This is a genomic window from Kribbella sindirgiensis (assembly GCF_004331435.1).
Taxonomy (GTDB): Bacteria; Actinomycetota; Actinomycetes; order Propionibacteriales; family Kribbellaceae; genus Kribbella; species Kribbella sindirgiensis.
Genome location: NZ_SJKA01000001.1, coordinates 650,667 through 663,798 on the forward strand (window position 1 = coordinate 650,667; position 13,132 = coordinate 663,798).

General features: G+C 65.7%; 22 protein-coding genes and 2 tRNA genes. 12 read left to right on the top strand and 12 right to left on the bottom strand.

Annotated features, from left to right (window positions below; all coding sequences use genetic code 11):
- Positions 1–37 precede the first annotated feature (37 nt).
- The 7 genes from E0H50_RS03265 (at position 38) to E0H50_RS03295 (ending at position 2,754) form a co-directional block, all read left to right on the top strand.
- A tRNA-Ile gene (locus tag E0H50_RS03265) sits at positions 38–111 on the top strand.
- 40 nt (positions 112–151) lie between these two features.
- Positions 152–283, top strand: a complete 132-nt coding sequence (locus E0H50_RS43660) for a DLW-39 family protein (RefSeq protein WP_238150739.1) — start codon at positions 152–154, stop codon at positions 281–283.
- A 10-nt stretch (positions 284–293) separates the two neighbouring features.
- Positions 294–369 (top strand) — tRNA-Ala (locus E0H50_RS03270).
- A gap of 336 nt (positions 370–705) precedes the next feature.
- Positions 706–900: a hypothetical protein gene (locus tag E0H50_RS03275; RefSeq protein ID WP_131284512.1), complete on the top strand. Its 195-nt coding sequence runs from the start codon at positions 706–708 to the stop codon at positions 898–900.
- Positions 901–971: 71 nt separating this feature from the next.
- Positions 972–1,430: a DUF6879 family protein gene (locus tag E0H50_RS03280; RefSeq protein WP_238150740.1), complete on the top strand. Its 459-nt coding sequence runs from the start codon at positions 972–974 to the stop codon at positions 1,428–1,430.
- A gap of 25 nt (positions 1,431–1,455) precedes the next feature.
- Positions 1,456–2,268: a helix-turn-helix domain-containing protein gene (locus E0H50_RS03285; RefSeq protein WP_238150741.1), complete on the top strand. Its 813-nt coding sequence runs from the start codon at positions 1,456–1,458 to the stop codon at positions 2,266–2,268.
- A gap of 243 nt (positions 2,269–2,511) precedes the next feature.
- Entirely contained in the window at positions 2,512–2,754 is a 243-nt protein-coding gene (locus E0H50_RS03295; RefSeq protein ID WP_131284520.1) for a hypothetical protein, read from the top strand.
- 156 nt (positions 2,755–2,910) lie between these two features.
- On the opposite strand, the gene E0H50_RS03300 is transcribed toward E0H50_RS03295, so the two are convergent.
- The 7 genes from E0H50_RS03300 to E0H50_RS03330 all read right to left on the bottom strand — a co-directional run bounded on the left by E0H50_RS03300 (position 2,911) and on the right by E0H50_RS03330 (position 8,734).
- Positions 2,911–3,183: a hypothetical protein gene (locus E0H50_RS03300; RefSeq protein ID WP_131284522.1), complete on the bottom strand. Its 273-nt coding sequence runs from the start codon at positions 3,181–3,183 to the stop codon at positions 2,911–2,913.
- A 790-nt stretch (positions 3,184–3,973) separates the two neighbouring features.
- Positions 3,974–5,035 carry a hypothetical protein gene (locus E0H50_RS03305; protein ID WP_131284524.1) on the bottom strand — a complete coding sequence of 354 codons (1,062 nt, stop codon included), beginning with the start codon at positions 5,033–5,035 and terminating at the stop codon, positions 3,974–3,976.
- A gap of 523 nt (positions 5,036–5,558) precedes the next feature.
- Positions 5,559–6,188, bottom strand: a complete 630-nt coding sequence (locus E0H50_RS03310; protein ID WP_131284526.1) for a VOC family protein — start codon at positions 6,186–6,188, stop codon at positions 5,559–5,561.
- A gap of 207 nt (positions 6,189–6,395) precedes the next feature.
- Complete coding sequence (locus E0H50_RS03315) at positions 6,396–6,692, bottom strand: Imm32 family immunity protein (RefSeq protein ID WP_131284528.1); 297 nt, start codon at positions 6,690–6,692, stop codon at positions 6,396–6,398.
- 42 nt (positions 6,693–6,734) lie between these two features.
- Positions 6,735–7,094 (bottom strand): hypothetical protein, encoded by a 360-nt coding sequence (locus tag E0H50_RS03320; RefSeq protein ID WP_131284530.1) that lies wholly within the window; start codon positions 7,092–7,094, stop codon positions 6,735–6,737.
- A gap of 9 nt (positions 7,095–7,103) precedes the next feature.
- Positions 7,104–8,318 (bottom strand): RNA polymerase sigma factor, encoded by a 1,215-nt coding sequence (locus E0H50_RS03325; protein WP_131284532.1) that lies wholly within the window; start codon positions 8,316–8,318, stop codon positions 7,104–7,106.
- The gene (locus E0H50_RS03330; protein ID WP_131284534.1) at positions 8,318–8,734 is read right to left on the bottom strand and encodes a YciI family protein; all 417 of its coding nucleotides are present in this window, start codon (positions 8,732–8,734) and stop codon (positions 8,318–8,320) included. The genes E0H50_RS03325 and E0H50_RS03330 overlap by 1 nt, the downstream gene beginning before the upstream one ends.
- A 211-nt stretch (positions 8,735–8,945) precedes the next feature.
- Here E0H50_RS03330 and E0H50_RS03335 point away from each other — a divergent pair, with 211 nt between their 5' ends.
- On the top strand, positions 8,946–9,323 hold the full coding sequence (locus E0H50_RS03335) for a YciI family protein (protein ID WP_131284536.1): 378 nt from the start codon (positions 8,946–8,948) through the stop codon (positions 9,321–9,323).
- The gene (locus E0H50_RS44425) at positions 9,320–9,424 is read left to right on the top strand and encodes a mycothiol transferase (protein ID WP_420323230.1); all 105 of its coding nucleotides are present in this window, start codon (positions 9,320–9,322) and stop codon (positions 9,422–9,424) included. Before E0H50_RS03335 ends, E0H50_RS44425 begins: the two co-directional genes overlap by 4 nt.
- Positions 9,425–9,426: 2 nt before the next feature.
- Here E0H50_RS44425 and E0H50_RS03345 read toward each other — a convergent pair whose 3' ends face one another.
- On the bottom strand, positions 9,427–10,074 hold the full coding sequence (locus tag E0H50_RS03345; RefSeq protein ID WP_131284538.1) for an alpha/beta hydrolase-fold protein: 648 nt from the start codon (positions 10,072–10,074) through the stop codon (positions 9,427–9,429).
- Between the two features lie 5 nt (positions 10,075–10,079).
- Entirely contained in the window at positions 10,080–10,556 is a 477-nt protein-coding gene (locus tag E0H50_RS03350) for an NUDIX hydrolase (protein ID WP_131284540.1), read from the bottom strand.
- A 28-nt stretch (positions 10,557–10,584) separates the two neighbouring features.
- Between E0H50_RS03350 and E0H50_RS03355 the strand changes: the two genes are divergently transcribed.
- Entirely contained in the window at positions 10,585–10,923 is a 339-nt protein-coding gene (locus tag E0H50_RS03355; RefSeq protein WP_202867985.1) for a nucleoside triphosphate pyrophosphohydrolase family protein, read from the top strand.
- 4 nt (positions 10,924–10,927) lie between these two features.
- On the opposite strand, the gene E0H50_RS03360 is transcribed toward E0H50_RS03355, so the two are convergent.
- From E0H50_RS03360 to E0H50_RS03365, 3 genes are read right to left on the bottom strand one after another with little or no spacing between them, the layout of a single operon-like run.
- Positions 10,928–11,209 carry a mycothiol transferase gene (locus tag E0H50_RS03360; RefSeq protein ID WP_238150742.1) on the bottom strand — a complete coding sequence of 94 codons (282 nt, stop codon included), beginning with the start codon at positions 11,207–11,209 and terminating at the stop codon, positions 10,928–10,930.
- Positions 11,176–11,355 carry a DinB family protein gene (locus E0H50_RS43665; RefSeq protein WP_238150743.1) on the bottom strand — a complete coding sequence of 60 codons (180 nt, stop codon included), beginning with the start codon at positions 11,353–11,355 and terminating at the stop codon, positions 11,176–11,178. Before E0H50_RS43665 ends, E0H50_RS03360 begins: the two co-directional genes overlap by 34 nt.
- 10 nt (positions 11,356–11,365) lie before the next feature.
- Entirely contained in the window at positions 11,366–11,842 is a 477-nt protein-coding gene (locus tag E0H50_RS03365; protein WP_131284544.1) for an NUDIX hydrolase, read from the bottom strand.
- Positions 11,843–12,022: 180 nt separating this feature from the next.
- Here E0H50_RS03365 and E0H50_RS03370 point away from each other — a divergent pair, with 180 nt between their 5' ends.
- Both E0H50_RS03370 and E0H50_RS03375 read left to right on the top strand, forming a co-directional pair.
- Positions 12,023–12,676, top strand: coding sequence for a cutinase family protein (locus E0H50_RS03370; protein ID WP_131284546.1), 654 nt, complete (start codon positions 12,023–12,025; stop codon positions 12,674–12,676).
- A gap of 158 nt (positions 12,677–12,834) precedes the next feature.
- Positions 12,835–13,086, top strand: a complete 252-nt coding sequence (locus E0H50_RS03375; protein WP_131284548.1) for a hypothetical protein — start codon at positions 12,835–12,837, stop codon at positions 13,084–13,086.
- Positions 13,087–13,132 lie beyond the last annotated feature (46 nt).

A 13,132-nucleotide genomic window follows, 5' to 3' on the forward strand; every position in this document is an offset into this window, starting at 1 on the left:
TGCGGTAATCTCTCCCGGGTTCGACACCGCAGTACGCGGGCCTATAGCTCAGACGGTTAGAGCGCTGCCCTGATAAGGCAGAGGTCACTGGTTCAAGTCCAGTTAGGCCCACCCTCACGTTGTTTTCGAAGCCACACCCGAGGAGTCTCCAGTGCTGAGAAAGATCCTGCTGGTGCTGCTGGCCGGCGTCGGTGGATACTTCGTGTACAAGAAGACCCAGCAGTCCCGCGCCGAGAAGGACCTCTGGGCCGAGGTTGCCGACCCGGTAACCCCGGGCCACTGACCACCCCAACGGGGGCGTAGCTCAACTGGCAGAGCACTGCCTTTGCAAGGCAGGGGTTAGGGGTTCAAGTCCCCTCGTCTCCACCACGCGCCGGTTGCTCCTGAGCAACCGGCTTTCGCATGTACGGCGGTTCGCTCACCGCCATGCTCCAGGCGGACTGTAATCAGCCCACTGCGGTGCTACGCGCGGCTCCTCCGTCGCCGTGCTACGCGCCGCCCCACCCGCCCCCGGCTAGCGCCGGTCAGCGCGCGCTGCCGCGCGGTGCGACTACGACGTGGTGACGCGCACTGGCAGCGACAAAGCTGACCGCCTTGGGTAGGACCAGTTGACGCAACTTCACGCAACATGGCTGACAGGCAACAATGGGTAACCCCACACTCGGCAGGGCAAGGTATCGCAACGACGGAACTAGGGGACCCATCATGAAACTGACCCTCGTAGCAGGTGACCCGGAATCGCGCCCGGACAACAGCCCGACCCTTTACAAGACCGACCGCGGAAGTTGGGTCGTGCAGGGCTGGGTCGTCGACGACCCTGAGGCACTCGCAGCGCTCAACGTCCCGGACGGTGAAACCGTCGTCGAGATCCCGGACCGCATGATCCAGTTCTTCAAGTAGGGCTCAGGTTAGTGGAAGAGATTAGCGAGGACGACTTCAGGAAGCTGATCAGGTCGTTCAAGCGAACGTCGGTGCATCTTGAGACCCGCGACGCCTACGGCACAGAGACCGAGCTGCCGCACATGGCCAAGTGGGCGGCCGGTGAGCCCGACGACTTCGAGTGGCTTCAGGAGTACTGCGACTCGCTCCGGGCACATCGGGCAGCGGGTCGCTCCGTACGTCGAGCAATGATCGTGTCGGAACCGCTCAGCGACTATCAGCGTTGGGCCCACAGCACCACGCAACCGCTGGTCGACGCAGGTGAAGACCTTCGCTGGGTACCCCGGCGTCGGGTGTCCGAGGTGTGCATCCCGGGCAACGACTACTACTTACTCGACGATGAGCGAGTGGTGTTCCTGCACTATGCAGGATCAGGGCTGAACAGCGCATTCACGACCACAACTGAGTCCGCGACGGTGGCGATGTGCCGAGATGCCTTCGCGCGCGTGTGGTCCTTGGCGATTCCGCACAGTGACTACGAACCCGAGTAGTTCAGCCAGAAAGGCGCAGGAGACCTTGGGCATACGCCTGCGGGACCTGCGCATGGATGCAGGGCTGACCGGTCGCGAGCTTGCAGCCGCGACCGGTTGGCATTTCACGCGTGTCAGCAAACTGGAACACGGCGTACAGGCACCAACCGATCAGGACATCCGCACTTGGTGCACCGCGTGCAACGTACCGGAGCAGATTCCCGACCTGATCGCACAGGCGCGAGCCGTCAGCTCCATGTACGTCGAGTGGCGGCGGCAAGCCCGCGCCGGCATGAAGCAGATGATGCTCTCGACTGTGCCGCTATACGAGCGCACCAAGCGGTTCCGCATCTACGAGTTGAACGTGATCCCTGGCTTGTTCCAGACCGCCGACTACACGCGTGCGATGCTCGCGGTCTGGATCGAGTTCCTGGACACTCACGACGACCTGGACGCAGCCGTTGCCGCGAAGATGGCACGCCAGGCCGTCGTCTACGACAGCACGAAGACGTTCGCCGTACTCCTGGAGGAAGCCTCCCTCAGAACATGGTCCGGCGGCGCAGAGACGATGCTCGCGCAACTCGATCGGCTCCTATCGGTGATGACGCTACCGAACGTCTCCCTAGGCATCGTGCCGTCTCTGATTGAACGTCAGGCCGTCGGCTCCGCAGGATTCTGGATCTTCGACGACAAGCTCGTCGGCCTCGAAACTCCCACTGCCAAGATCGAGGTCACACAGCCTCAGGAGATCGCCTTGTACGCCCGCACGTTCGAGCAGATGACACACGCGGCGGTCTACGGTCGCGACGCTCGCGCGATCATCATCAACCTGCAAGCCGAAATCGATCGGCGCAACTGACCGCAACCGTCTGGCTGAACTACGGACCGCATTCCTACGGTTCAGGTATGACAGCGGGAAGCATTGATCCCCTCGGCGTCGAGTGGGGTGGAGACCTCAGGGAGCCGCAGCCTGTCGGGCTCGGTTGGCCAACGATGCGAGCAGCCGAACGTTGCGACGGCGAGAACCCAATGACCGGGCGCGTCTGCATCAAGGGCCACCACAAGGGCTACCACCGCGACGCCAGCGGAGCCGAGTGGCTCGATGACTAGACGCCGATCCGGACGAGACCGGCAGCTTCGCCGCTGGGCCTTGCGTGTGTCGGAGATCGACCGCCGCAACGGAGTCCTGCCGGACGGCTACGACCCGCGCCACGTCGGTCAGATCCTCCCCTGGTGCGTCGAGGCGTACCTGATCCGCGTCCCAATCACGCCGCGAATGTCGACCCGGCGATACCGCCAACTCGAGTGGCGCACCCTCCACCGGCAGCCGCGGTCAACCCCATAGCCGGCAGGGCGGGCGAGGCACCCTCTGCAGCCGCGCCCGCCCTGCCAACCGGTGGAAACCGAGCTGGCGACGGCCTTCCGTGCCAGTCGCGTGATTCCGGTCGTCCTGCGTGACACGGGCCGAGAGTGATCGACCTCTCGGTCCGTGTCACGCGCGTCAGATCACGATCTCGACCGCGCCAAGGCGGATCCATTGCCCAAGACCGCGACGCATGGCGTCCTCGACCAGGCGCACCAGGTCAGCGATGCTCAGACTGTGCGTGCAGTGGCACGGCCCGAGCCCGCCGAGGGTAGCTCCGCCACCGCCACCGCCAGGGTTGCAGCGGAGCGGATCGGGCACTTCGCGGTGCACTCTCAGGCAGAACGTCGTCGAACTGATGTGGTGGTCGCGACAGCGCACGACCACATTGACGAAGTTGTGGGGGCTCAACTTTCTGTTCCTTCCTCTGTGACGCAAAGCGCGCCGAGGAAGGCGCGTTACCCTGGCGGTTGCCATGGGCAACTCGGTATGGTTCACCTTGCGCAACCAACGCAGGCGAGCCCCGGTCCTTCTCGACGCAGCACCAGGCGCGTCTTTGAGCCGGGGCTTGTCCTTGCGTGTATCGGCGATCGGCTGATCACCACCTGCCAGAATTGCAGGCGGCTCCGCATAACACCCGCATCTCGGTCAGCGTGTCGCGTCGGCACTTGCTGACGCCTATGCAACGCTCTCCGGTTACCCACCTTCGGATCCCGGTGCGCCCTGAGATACGCCATCTCCGGCAGGTCGCCCGCTCATTCGGAGCTCTGACCTGAGCTACCTCCGTACATCCGGGCAGTCTCCGACTTGCTCCTACCCGGGCTTTCGTTCCGTGATCCGGGCCCTTCGCTTCGTCTGCCGGATTGACCTCTTGACCTCTTATAGATCAAGGGCGCGCCCATGCGACCTGCCGGCCGAACCTCGCCCCAGCCCGGCGGCGCAGCGGACGCACTTGCAACGACTGCCTCCGGCGGGGGCATCACGACTCCGGGATGGGTTGTCTTCCCGTCTGCCGCTCAGCCCAGTCAGGACCTATCAGGAGCCACCGGAGGGGCCAAGATCGTTCGTCCAGTGGGGCGCTCCATCTTGGCCGCTCCGGCGTCTCCTGATTGCGCTACGCGTGGGCTGAACGGCAGACAGGAAGACGCAATGATCAGTGAGTTACATCGCCAAGCTCCCAAGGCGGTCGGCCGCGCAGGCCCTAGTCGTCTAGTGCTTCGATGGATGGATCTTGAGTAGCCCACCAAACAGGTGGCCAACCGGGCGTTGGTGGTGCCATCCCTACGTGGTTGGAGACCAGCCAGGCGTCACTCTCGCGGTGGACTACAAAGATCAGAGCGTTCGGTACCGCTGTCGCCGAGGTAACAAAGTAGCCGCCGCTTGAACCGACCGGCGCCAGAATCACCAAGTCGTAGTCTCTAGCGATACGGCGCCGATGACTCGCTGCGCCGTATCTATCTGGGTCCAGGGGCTCCCAAGTCGTGACGAACTGGTTCGTCTCGGTTTCAACGAAGCCCGCCCAGGCTTCAGTTGGCTCGTGATGGTTCGCGAGGGACGCCGCAAGGGAGTCGAGTTCTCCCAGATCCGCACCGAAACTGTCTCTGTTGTTCCAGAGCCAGGACTGGACTCGACAAAGCGCCCAGTCATGATCCGCGAAGGTGAGCCCCTCCTCATATCGCCCTTCCCGCATGCTCGTCAGGAACTGATAGCAAACCCAGACCTGGCCGCCCTCAGCAAAACGTCCGTCTAGCCCACTTGAGGCGGCGAGTGCGATCGAACTGGCGATCTGTTCGGCGGCGGTGTCAGTTCGAACCGGTGTTGCGCCCTCAGGGAGGTCACTCGAGCCGGGAGGGAGTTCGCGACCGGTGAGCTGGCCCATGATGGAGATCAGCATGAGCGCGGACGCGACGCCGGGGAAGGTGACGTACCATACGAACCCATCACGCGCGAGGTACCAGGTCCACAGTCCAAAGGCGGCACCGATGAGACCGGTAACCACGATTGAGCCCCAAGGAATGGGCTTCTTTGGGGTGCCGAGTGACCGACCCGCGAGTTTCGCCACGTCGACGGTGATTTTGCCTTGGAGCCATGCCGTCGCGAGGGAGTGTTCCCGAATGACGTCGTCCTGCTCCAACTCTTTGACGAGGGTCAGGTTCTCGCGGATCTCGTGTCGAAGACGACTTCGCCGACTTCCGACACCAATCAAGGTTCCCACCGGCACGAGAACCGCAACCGCTGCCTTGGCCAGTGCCTCAAGATCCATGGCCACACGCTACGAGAAAGATGACCCCAGTCCGACCCCAACGTCCCCTTACGACGTGCATTCCTCGGCACCGCTAGCAGCACGCGCCCAGGACGGACGGCGGCGGGCGTCGAGCATTGCAGGCTCCTACGGATCAGAAGGTCGTGCCCTCCGCGGCCCCAGCGAGAACAGGCGAGCGGGTTCGACCGGTCACCAACGGGGTCACTTCGGTGAGTGAACGCTTGGCGATTCGCCGCGCAACCCGCCTTTGCAAGGCGGGGGCTGTTTGGGGTTCATGTCCCCTCGTCTCGACCACGCGGTACTACGCGCCGCCCCACCCGACCCCGGTGGCGCCGGTCTCCGCGCGTGCGACTACGACCTGGTGCCGCGCAACTGCGGCGACACGGCCGACCTAGCCACACCTGCTGGCGTGGCTAGGTCGAGTTCAAGCAACTTTCACCACAGACTCGACAGAGCGAGTTGTCGCAACGATGGAGGCAGGGACACAAGAGGGTCATGGTGTGTGCCTCCGTCGCGGCGGGTGTCAGCCGACGAAGGCGATTGCGTTGCCGTCTGGGTCGCGGAGGATGAAGTCGGTGCCGCCCCAGGCTTGTTTGGTTAGTTTTTGGGCGATCTCGGCGTCAGTGGCCAGGTATTCCGCGTAGAGGTCGCGGACGTTCGGCGTATCGATGAACGCCATGATGAGGCCTTCTCGTTCCGTGGCGCCGGGCGCGAACACCGGCTCGTCTATGTGTTTCAGGTGCAGTATCGCGCCGTCGCGGGACACCGATCCGTAGAACGGCGGGTTGCCGTGTACGAAGTCGATCCGGAAGCCGAGCTGGTCCCGGTAGAACGTGGCTGAGGCGTCGACGTCGGCGACGTACAGCACCGGTCTGGCGTTCGCGACTGCCGTGTCCTGAGTTTCCGGCTGCTCGCTGGTGGGCGGGGCCGCTTCCGTGTTCGCCTTGAGTTCGGCCCAGTTGGCGAAGCCCGCTTCGAGGGCGATGATCTCTTGGGCTTCGGTGAGGGGAAACTTCAGTGCGAGTGCTTCGCGGTCGGACAACGTGCGATAGCGCTCGAGTTGCCGAATGCGACCGCCGATCGAGAAGTTTCCGTCGCGGTGCCAGCGAACGAGTAGTTTCGCCTGCTTCTTGTAGGTTTCGAGCTTGGGCATAGCGCTCCCTCTTCGGATTGAAGTAGGTGGGCCTTGCCCTTTCGGCTGCTGCGCCGCTGCGCCCTACGACCGGGTCTGAACCCGCGCCTGCGAATTTGAGATTACCACGACGAATCGGCCGCCCGGCTACCCAACTGGCACGCTCGGCCGCCACCTCGGGTTCGACCGGTGACCAACGGGATAAGTCGCCCGACCTGCGCTTGGCAGCTAACGGGAGGACGGGGTAGGTGTGGCATCGATGCCGTTGTCGCGTCCGATCAGAAGAGGTACTGACTCCGAATTCAGCGGATCGTACCCCGGGTCGAGGTGGATGTGGGTTCCGTCCGGTACTGATGGATCGGCCAGTGACAGGCACCAGCGCGCGAGATCGCGCAGGCCGGCCGGGTCGCCGTCCACCCGAACAACACCGTCGATCAGTTCGACGCGGATCGTTCCGCCTTCCACCGGTGCGATGACGCCGACTTCACGCCGATAGCGCGGAACTGACAGCGAGATCTCATCCACGGCGTCAGTATCTCGCCAAACGTGCAATGGCCGTCGTGTGGCTCAGGTGGGGGTGTCCCACTCGTAGTAGTCGGGTTCGGGGTCGGTGGTGAAGCGGACGGCGTTGATTGTTGATTGTCCGTTGATCCAGGCTTTGGAGATTCTGTGGCCGCCGTCCATCAGGCGGCCGTCTGCGGACAGGATGACTGGGTAGTTGAGGTCGGCTTCTTGAATGAGGGCGGCGTGGCGGGCGACCATTCGGCAGGTGACGGGGGCGCCTCCGAACCAGCAGTCTTCGTCGAACTCTTGGATTGAATCGATCGGGACGGGTTCGATCGGCAGATCTTTGGACAGGTTCCAGAGGCGTTCGGTGAGGTAGAAGGCTCGGCCGCCGGGGACGGGGCGTGAGTGCTTTTCAGGCATTAGGTGACGCTAGTCCAGGGCGGCGGCTTTGCGGAGGAGGATTTTGCGTTCGGGGTGGTTGGTGCAGAGGTGGGCGGCTAGTTCTAGTTCGGTACGGGCTTCGGTGAGGCGGCCTAGGCGGGTTAGGAGTTCGCCTCGGACGGTTGGGAGCAGGTGGGAGCCGGGGAGTTGGTCCAGGGCGATCAGTTCGTCGACGATCGCTAGCGCCTCGGCTGGGCCTGAGGCCATGGCGACCGCGACGGCTCGGTTGAGTTCGACCACTGGGGAGGGGGCGATCCGGCCGAGGGCTTCGTAGAGTACGACGATCCGATCCCAGTCGGTGTCCTCGACCGACGGGGCTGATGCGTGGGCGGCGGCGATCGCGGCTTGGAGGCCGTACGGGCCGAGGCCGTGGGGCGATGCCTTGAGGAGTGCGGCGAGTCCGCGGCGGATCGCCGACAAGTCCCAGCGTCGACGGTCCTGGTCCTCCAGGAGGATCGGCGTACCGTCCGGGCCGGTCCTAGCCGGGAAGCGTGCGGCCGTCAGTTCGAAGAGCGCCAGTAGGCCGTGCACCTCCGGCTCGTCCGGCACCAGCGCGGCCAGCGTGCGGGCCAGGCGGATCGCCTCGTACGCGACGTCCGGCCGCACGAGCCGCTCGCCCGTAGTAGCCGTCGACCCCTCGGTGAAGATCACGTAGAGGACGCTGAGTACACCGCTCAATCGCTCCCGGCGCGCATCGGCCGTCGGCAGTTCGAACGGTACGCCGGCTGCCGCGATCGTCTTCTTGCCCCGGGTGATGCGCGCCTGCACGGTCGGTACGGAGACCAGGAACGCTCGGGCGATCTCCTCGCTGGACAGGCCGCCGACCACGCGCAGCGTCAGCGCCACCTGGGCCTCGCGGGACAGTACCGGGTGGCAGCTGATGAACATCAGCGCCAGTACGTCGTCGTCGATCCTGTCCGGGTCGATCTCGTCGTCGACGACCTGGTCGGTGGCCAGTAGCGCGTACCGGTCCTTCAGGGCGGTACGGCGGCGGATCGCGTCGATCGCCCGCCGCCGGGCCGTGGCCATCAGCCAGCCGGCGGGGCTGGCCGGTTCGGACACCGGCCACGACACCAGTGCCTCGGCCACCGCCTCCTGAGCCGCGTCCTCGGCCAATCCGAAATCGCCGGTGAACCGGGTCAGCGCGGCAACGATCCGCGCCGACTCGATTCGCCAGACGGCTTCGACGCCGGCCGCGTCCATCAGTTCTGGCCGTCGCTCTCGTGGTACGCGTCTGCCTTGACGAACTTCGCGCTGTCCTGCGGGACCTCGTCCTCGCCCGGCACCCGCCGGACCTCGACCTTCGATCCGGGCACCGCCGGGACCCGCTTGGCCCACTCGACGGCTTCCTGTTTCGAGGCGACATCGACCAGGAAGTAGCCCCCGAACAGTTCCTTGGTCTCGCCGTACGGCCCGTCCGTGACGATCGGCGCCTCGCCGGTGAAGTGCACCACGACGCCCTGGGCCGGATCGTCCAGCCCTTCCGCCGCGACGTACACCCCGGCCTTGTCCATCGCCTCGATGAACTGGCGGGTCGTGGTCATCATCTCGTCGATGTCGGCCATCATCGCCGCGTTCGTCTCGTCGGTGCCCCGCATGATCAGCATGTACTGCGCCATCACGTACTCCTTGTCCGACGGGGCCGCCTCTCGGCCCTCGCACCCCCAGGTCGAACGGGCGGCCCGCGGATCGACACGGCCCCGGGAAAACTTCCGCCGCTCTCCAAGCATGCCGCAGAGATTGGTTGTGGAATGGTGTCGGATTGGGGCGTCGGCGTTCGTGGAGTTGGTGTGGCGGCCGTTCGGGTCGTCGCGCGGAGAGGAGACGACAGTGGCTGAATACCTGATCACGTTCAACGACGAGTGGGTGCCGGAGCAGACGGAAGAGGATCTGCGGACGAAGAGCGTCGCTGGGCACGCGGTGATCGCGGAGATGGAGGAGGCCGGGGTCTTCCTCTTCAGCAACGGTGGGATCGACGCGTCCACCGCGATCGGCAGCGTCGAGGCGAAGGACGGGGAGCCGATCTTCAGCGACGGCCCGTACGTCGAGACCAAGGAGCACCTCGGTGGCTTCTGCGTCATCGACGTACCGGACGACGAGACGGCGCGCTACTGGGCCGGCCGCCTGGCCGTCGTACTCAACTGGCCCCAGGAGATCCACCGCTTCCCGGGCCGCGAACGCCACAACCGCCCCGCCGAAACCCCCTGAACGCCCGCGGGTGGGCGAGCAACCGTCTCGCCCACCCCGCGCGCCACAACGGGCACGCGGATCTTCTCCGTGAGCGCATCGACGGCGCTACGGGTGAATAGCTCTAGTTCCTGAAGGCCCAGGACGCCATCAGGGGGAACTCGGCCTGCCAGAAGGGGTCGCCGTGGTCTCCCTCGCGTTCGGTGATGACCACGTCGGCGTCGGCGTCGCGGAGGGCGTCGGCCCAGCGGGCGGCGTTCTCCATGAACCACGGCTCGAGCGTGCCGGCGACCAGGTACGCGCGCGGGACCGGGCTCGGCATGACCTCCGGCGGCCGGTAGCCGCCGCCAGGTGAGGCGGCGAAGATCGCGCCGTACAGGTCAGGGTGCCGAACGCCCATGGCCAGGGCGAGTTCTGCGCTCGCCGATACTCCGCACACCGCGGTCCGTTCGGCGGGCAGCGCGACACCGAAGCGGGAGCGTACCCATTCGCGGACGTCCTCGACGAAGAACTTCTCGTGCGCCGCGAACCGTTCCGCGTTGAACGACGGCGAGTACTCCTCGATCCGCACCATCTCGTCGGAGTCGTCCGTACGGTGCGCACCGACCACCATCGTCGGCGGTACGTCGGTCTGCTCGAGATCCCTGCCCCACTGGGTGATCAGCTGGCCGTCACCCGCGAACACGATGGCCTCCGGGCGATCCGCCGGCACGTAGACGGATACCTGCCGTCCGCCGTCGTACTCGAAGGTCTCGGTGACGAGTTCTCCCATTGATCTCACCGTTCCAGTGGGCAAAGCGTCGCGAGCGCCGCGTCGATCGGGTGGAGATCGGTCAACGGCTCGCCTGGGCTCCACCAGACAGCCTCGGACATCTCGTCGTTCGGCGCGAACGGCTGGGGCGTGTCGACGGATCCGCGGTAGACGGCGAGGAACTCCAGCCGGTCGTCGGGCGCGACCCGGATCTTGGTCACCCCGGCGAAGTCGAGCGAGTCCGCGCGCTGGCCACTCTCTTCAAACAACTCCCGTACGGCGGCCTCGCGCGCCGACTCGCCCGGGTCGATCATGCCGCCGGGTAGCTCCCAGGCCTGACGGAACCGGTTGAAGACCATCAAGCACTTCTGGTCCCACCAGAGCACAACGAGGGAGGCGGTCAGCGGTACGGCGGGATCCAGGGCGCCGAGGTTCTCTTCGGGGACGGGGTCGAAGGTGAGGAGTACTGAGCCGTCGGTGTTGTGGACCGGGAGGTCGTACATGGGGAGCGAGTCTTGCAGACTGCTTGGTGTGAGCGAACTCGATTTCAGTGGTTATCAGGTGGCGGCGGCGCGGACCGGAGGGCTGGTCGCGACCGATCACCCGATCGTGTATCCGACCTTGGGGCTGGTGAACGAGGCGGGTGAGGTCGCGGGCAAGGTGAAGAAGATCTTTCGGGATCGGGACGGTGTGGTCACCGACGCGGACCGGCAGGCGCTGACGGCCGAGTTGGGTGACGTGCTCTGGTACCTGTCCGAGCTGTGCACCAGGCTCGAGATCCGGCTCGAGGACGTTGCCGAGCACAACATCGCCAAGCTCGCCGACCGCGCGTCCCGCGGTGTCCTCGGCGGCGACGGCGACCTGCGCTGAGCCGTCAGCGGAAGTGGTCCGCGGCCGCCTGGACCTGAGCTCGCCTGTTGTCCCAGAACGCCGCGTCCGCCGCGACCGTTGTGTTCCCGCCGATCCGCCCGTCGAGTTGTTCGCGGAGGATGTCGGCATGACCGGCGTGCTGCGAGGTCTCGGCAACCATCCTGATCAGCAGCACACCCAACGTGGTCTCGCGATCCCCGTCAGCCCAGTGCGCGACGTACCCCGGACTACTCAACTCGAGCGAGCCAACGGTCACATCGGAATGCGCACACGCCTGCCGATACACGCCAACGACGTACTCCCGCGATTCGTCCTCGTGCCAGTAGGGGTCAACGGGCGTCGTACGTCGTAGTCCGACAGGTCGGCCAGGTTGGAAATCAACGTGGTGCGGCTCGCCTGCAGGACTCGGGACAGTTCCGTCTTCGGGTTCACGGGCTGGACGTTAGTGCTCGATCAGGCCGCCGGCTTGGACTGGTGGGACGTGGCCGGTGAGGGGGCGGGAGTGGGCTAGGGCGACTCCGATGTCGACCAGGGCGGCGCGGCGGAGGGTTGGGATTTTGGTGGTGGGGGTCCAGACGGATTCGGCGGTTTCGCCGTTCGGTTCGGGGCGGGTGGTGCCGGCGGTGATGCGGACGGCGTAGAAGATGCCGATGTTCTGATGGTCGTCGGCGCCGGGACGACGACGTACGGCGGCCGGGATGATGCGCGAGTCGACGCCCAGCAACTGCTCGACGACCGACTCGTACCCGGTCTCCTCGGCCACCTCCCGCGTCACCGTGTCGAACGGATCCTCACACGGCTCGACCCCACCACCCGGCAGCGTCCACCAACTCCCGTCGCCGTACGGCGAGACGTACCGCGCGAGCAGCACCCGCTCGTCCTGGACACACACCGCGTACGCCGCGACCCGTCGACTCATCCCGGGACCTTAGCTCCTGCCCGATGCCCGGGTCAGGTGAGAAAACCTCACTCGGTGGACGCATCCGGCCAGGGACTGGCCGGATCTGCTGATGCCGTTCGGAGGCGATGAACCGCTGTTAGGTTTTGACCCGGCGTGTTTAGTAGATCACGCTCAGCAACCATCGTTCAGGAGGATTCGATGAAGAAACTCGCGGCACTGGTGGCCGGTCTGGTCGCGGCCGCCGGCGGCGTCTATGTCGTGGCAGCACCGGCGGCGACGGCGGACGACTGTGGAGGCACGTACACGATCGTGGTCGGCGGCACCGGCGACAACGACTCCAACGCGCCGTACTGGTCGGGCAACATCAGCCAGCGCGTCGGCTACCCGGCCCAGCCCATCGGCATCAACGCCCGGCAGGGCGTCAACGAGCTGAACCGGCTGATCCGGGACCACCGCAACGCGTGCCCGGGCCAGCACGTCAAGGCGGTCGGGTTCTCGCTCGGCGCCGCCGTGGTGCACACCTGGGTCACGGAGAACTGGCAGACCTTCGACAACGTCAACGCGGTCCTGATCGCCGACCCGAAGCGGGCCGCGGGTCCCGGCTCGGCCGGCGCCGCGGCGCACCCGCTGGTCGCCCCGGTCGTCGGCGCGCCGCTGTCCGGCGCCGACAACTTCTTCGGGAACGTCCCGGTGCTGACGCTCTGCACCGATGACATCATCTGCGACGCCAACGCCTCCTCGGGTCTGCCCGGGTACCTGTGGGAAGGCAAGCACGGCAACTACAACTTCAACGTCGACGCCTACTCCGACGACGCCCGCGGGCAGTGGTTCAACGGCGTCTTCATCCCCTGATACGTACCTAACGACAGGTAGTGCACCTGCGAGCTTGGTGAGCGGACAGTAGTCCGTTGTGAGCGAACGGTTAGTCGATGGTGAGCGCGTTCGGCGAGCCTGTGCGCGTCATCCCGTTCTGGTCCGTCGCTCGTGGCGGACCTCAGGAAGGAGCCACGATGTCCACGTTCCGCAAGACTGCTGCGCTGACCGGTGCACTCGCCACCGGTGTCATGGCGATGTCCTTCGTGACCGCCGGCAGTGCGTCGGCCAGCACGGTGAGCGGCGGCTGGTTCAGCACCAGCACCGCCTGCAACCAGTCCGGCCACAACATCACCAGCAACCCGTCCAGCCCGTACGAGGGCTGGTCCTGGCGCTGCACCTACGTCAGCTCGCACAACCCGCACTGGCACCTGGTCCTCATCAGCTGACCAGTACCTGCTGACCTCAACGCCCCCGACCGTGACCGAGAATGTG

What these genes read in the sequence shown, in the direction of transcription:
- E0H50_RS03275 (WP_131284512.1), top strand. Translation starts at nt 706, where the DNA reads ATGAAACTGACCCTCGTAGCAGGTGACCCGGAATCGCGCCCGGACAAC.
- E0H50_RS03295 (WP_131284520.1), top strand. Translation starts at nt 2,512, where the DNA reads ATGACTAGACGCCGATCCGGACGAGACCGGCAGCTTCGCCGCTGGGCC.
- E0H50_RS03305 (WP_131284524.1), bottom strand. Translation starts at nt 5,035, where the DNA reads ATGGATCTTGAGGCACTGGCCAAGGCAGCGGTTGCGGTTCTCGTGCCG.
- E0H50_RS03310 (WP_131284526.1), bottom strand. Translation starts at nt 6,188, where the DNA reads ATGCCCAAGCTCGAAACCTACAAGAAGCAGGCGAAACTACTCGTTCGC.
- E0H50_RS03320 (WP_131284530.1), bottom strand. Translation starts at nt 7,094, where the DNA reads ATGCCTGAAAAGCACTCACGCCCCGTCCCCGGCGGCCGAGCCTTCTAC.
- E0H50_RS03325 (WP_131284532.1), bottom strand. Translation starts at nt 8,318, where the DNA reads ATGGACGCGGCCGGCGTCGAAGCCGTCTGGCGAATCGAGTCGGCGCGG.
- E0H50_RS03330 (WP_131284534.1), bottom strand. Translation starts at nt 8,734, where the DNA reads ATGGCGCAGTACATGCTGATCATGCGGGGCACCGACGAGACGAACGCG.
- E0H50_RS03345 (WP_131284538.1), bottom strand. Translation starts at nt 10,074, where the DNA reads ATGGGAGAACTCGTCACCGAGACCTTCGAGTACGACGGCGGACGGCAG.
- E0H50_RS03350 (WP_131284540.1), bottom strand. Translation starts at nt 10,556, where the DNA reads ATGTACGACCTCCCGGTCCACAACACCGACGGCTCAGTACTCCTCACC.
- E0H50_RS03365 (WP_131284544.1), bottom strand. Translation starts at nt 11,842, where the DNA reads ATGAGTCGACGGGTCGCGGCGTACGCGGTGTGTGTCCAGGACGAGCGG.
- E0H50_RS03370 (WP_131284546.1), top strand. Translation starts at nt 12,023, where the DNA reads ATGAAGAAACTCGCGGCACTGGTGGCCGGTCTGGTCGCGGCCGCCGGC.
- E0H50_RS03375 (WP_131284548.1), top strand. Translation starts at nt 12,835, where the DNA reads ATGTCCACGTTCCGCAAGACTGCTGCGCTGACCGGTGCACTCGCCACC.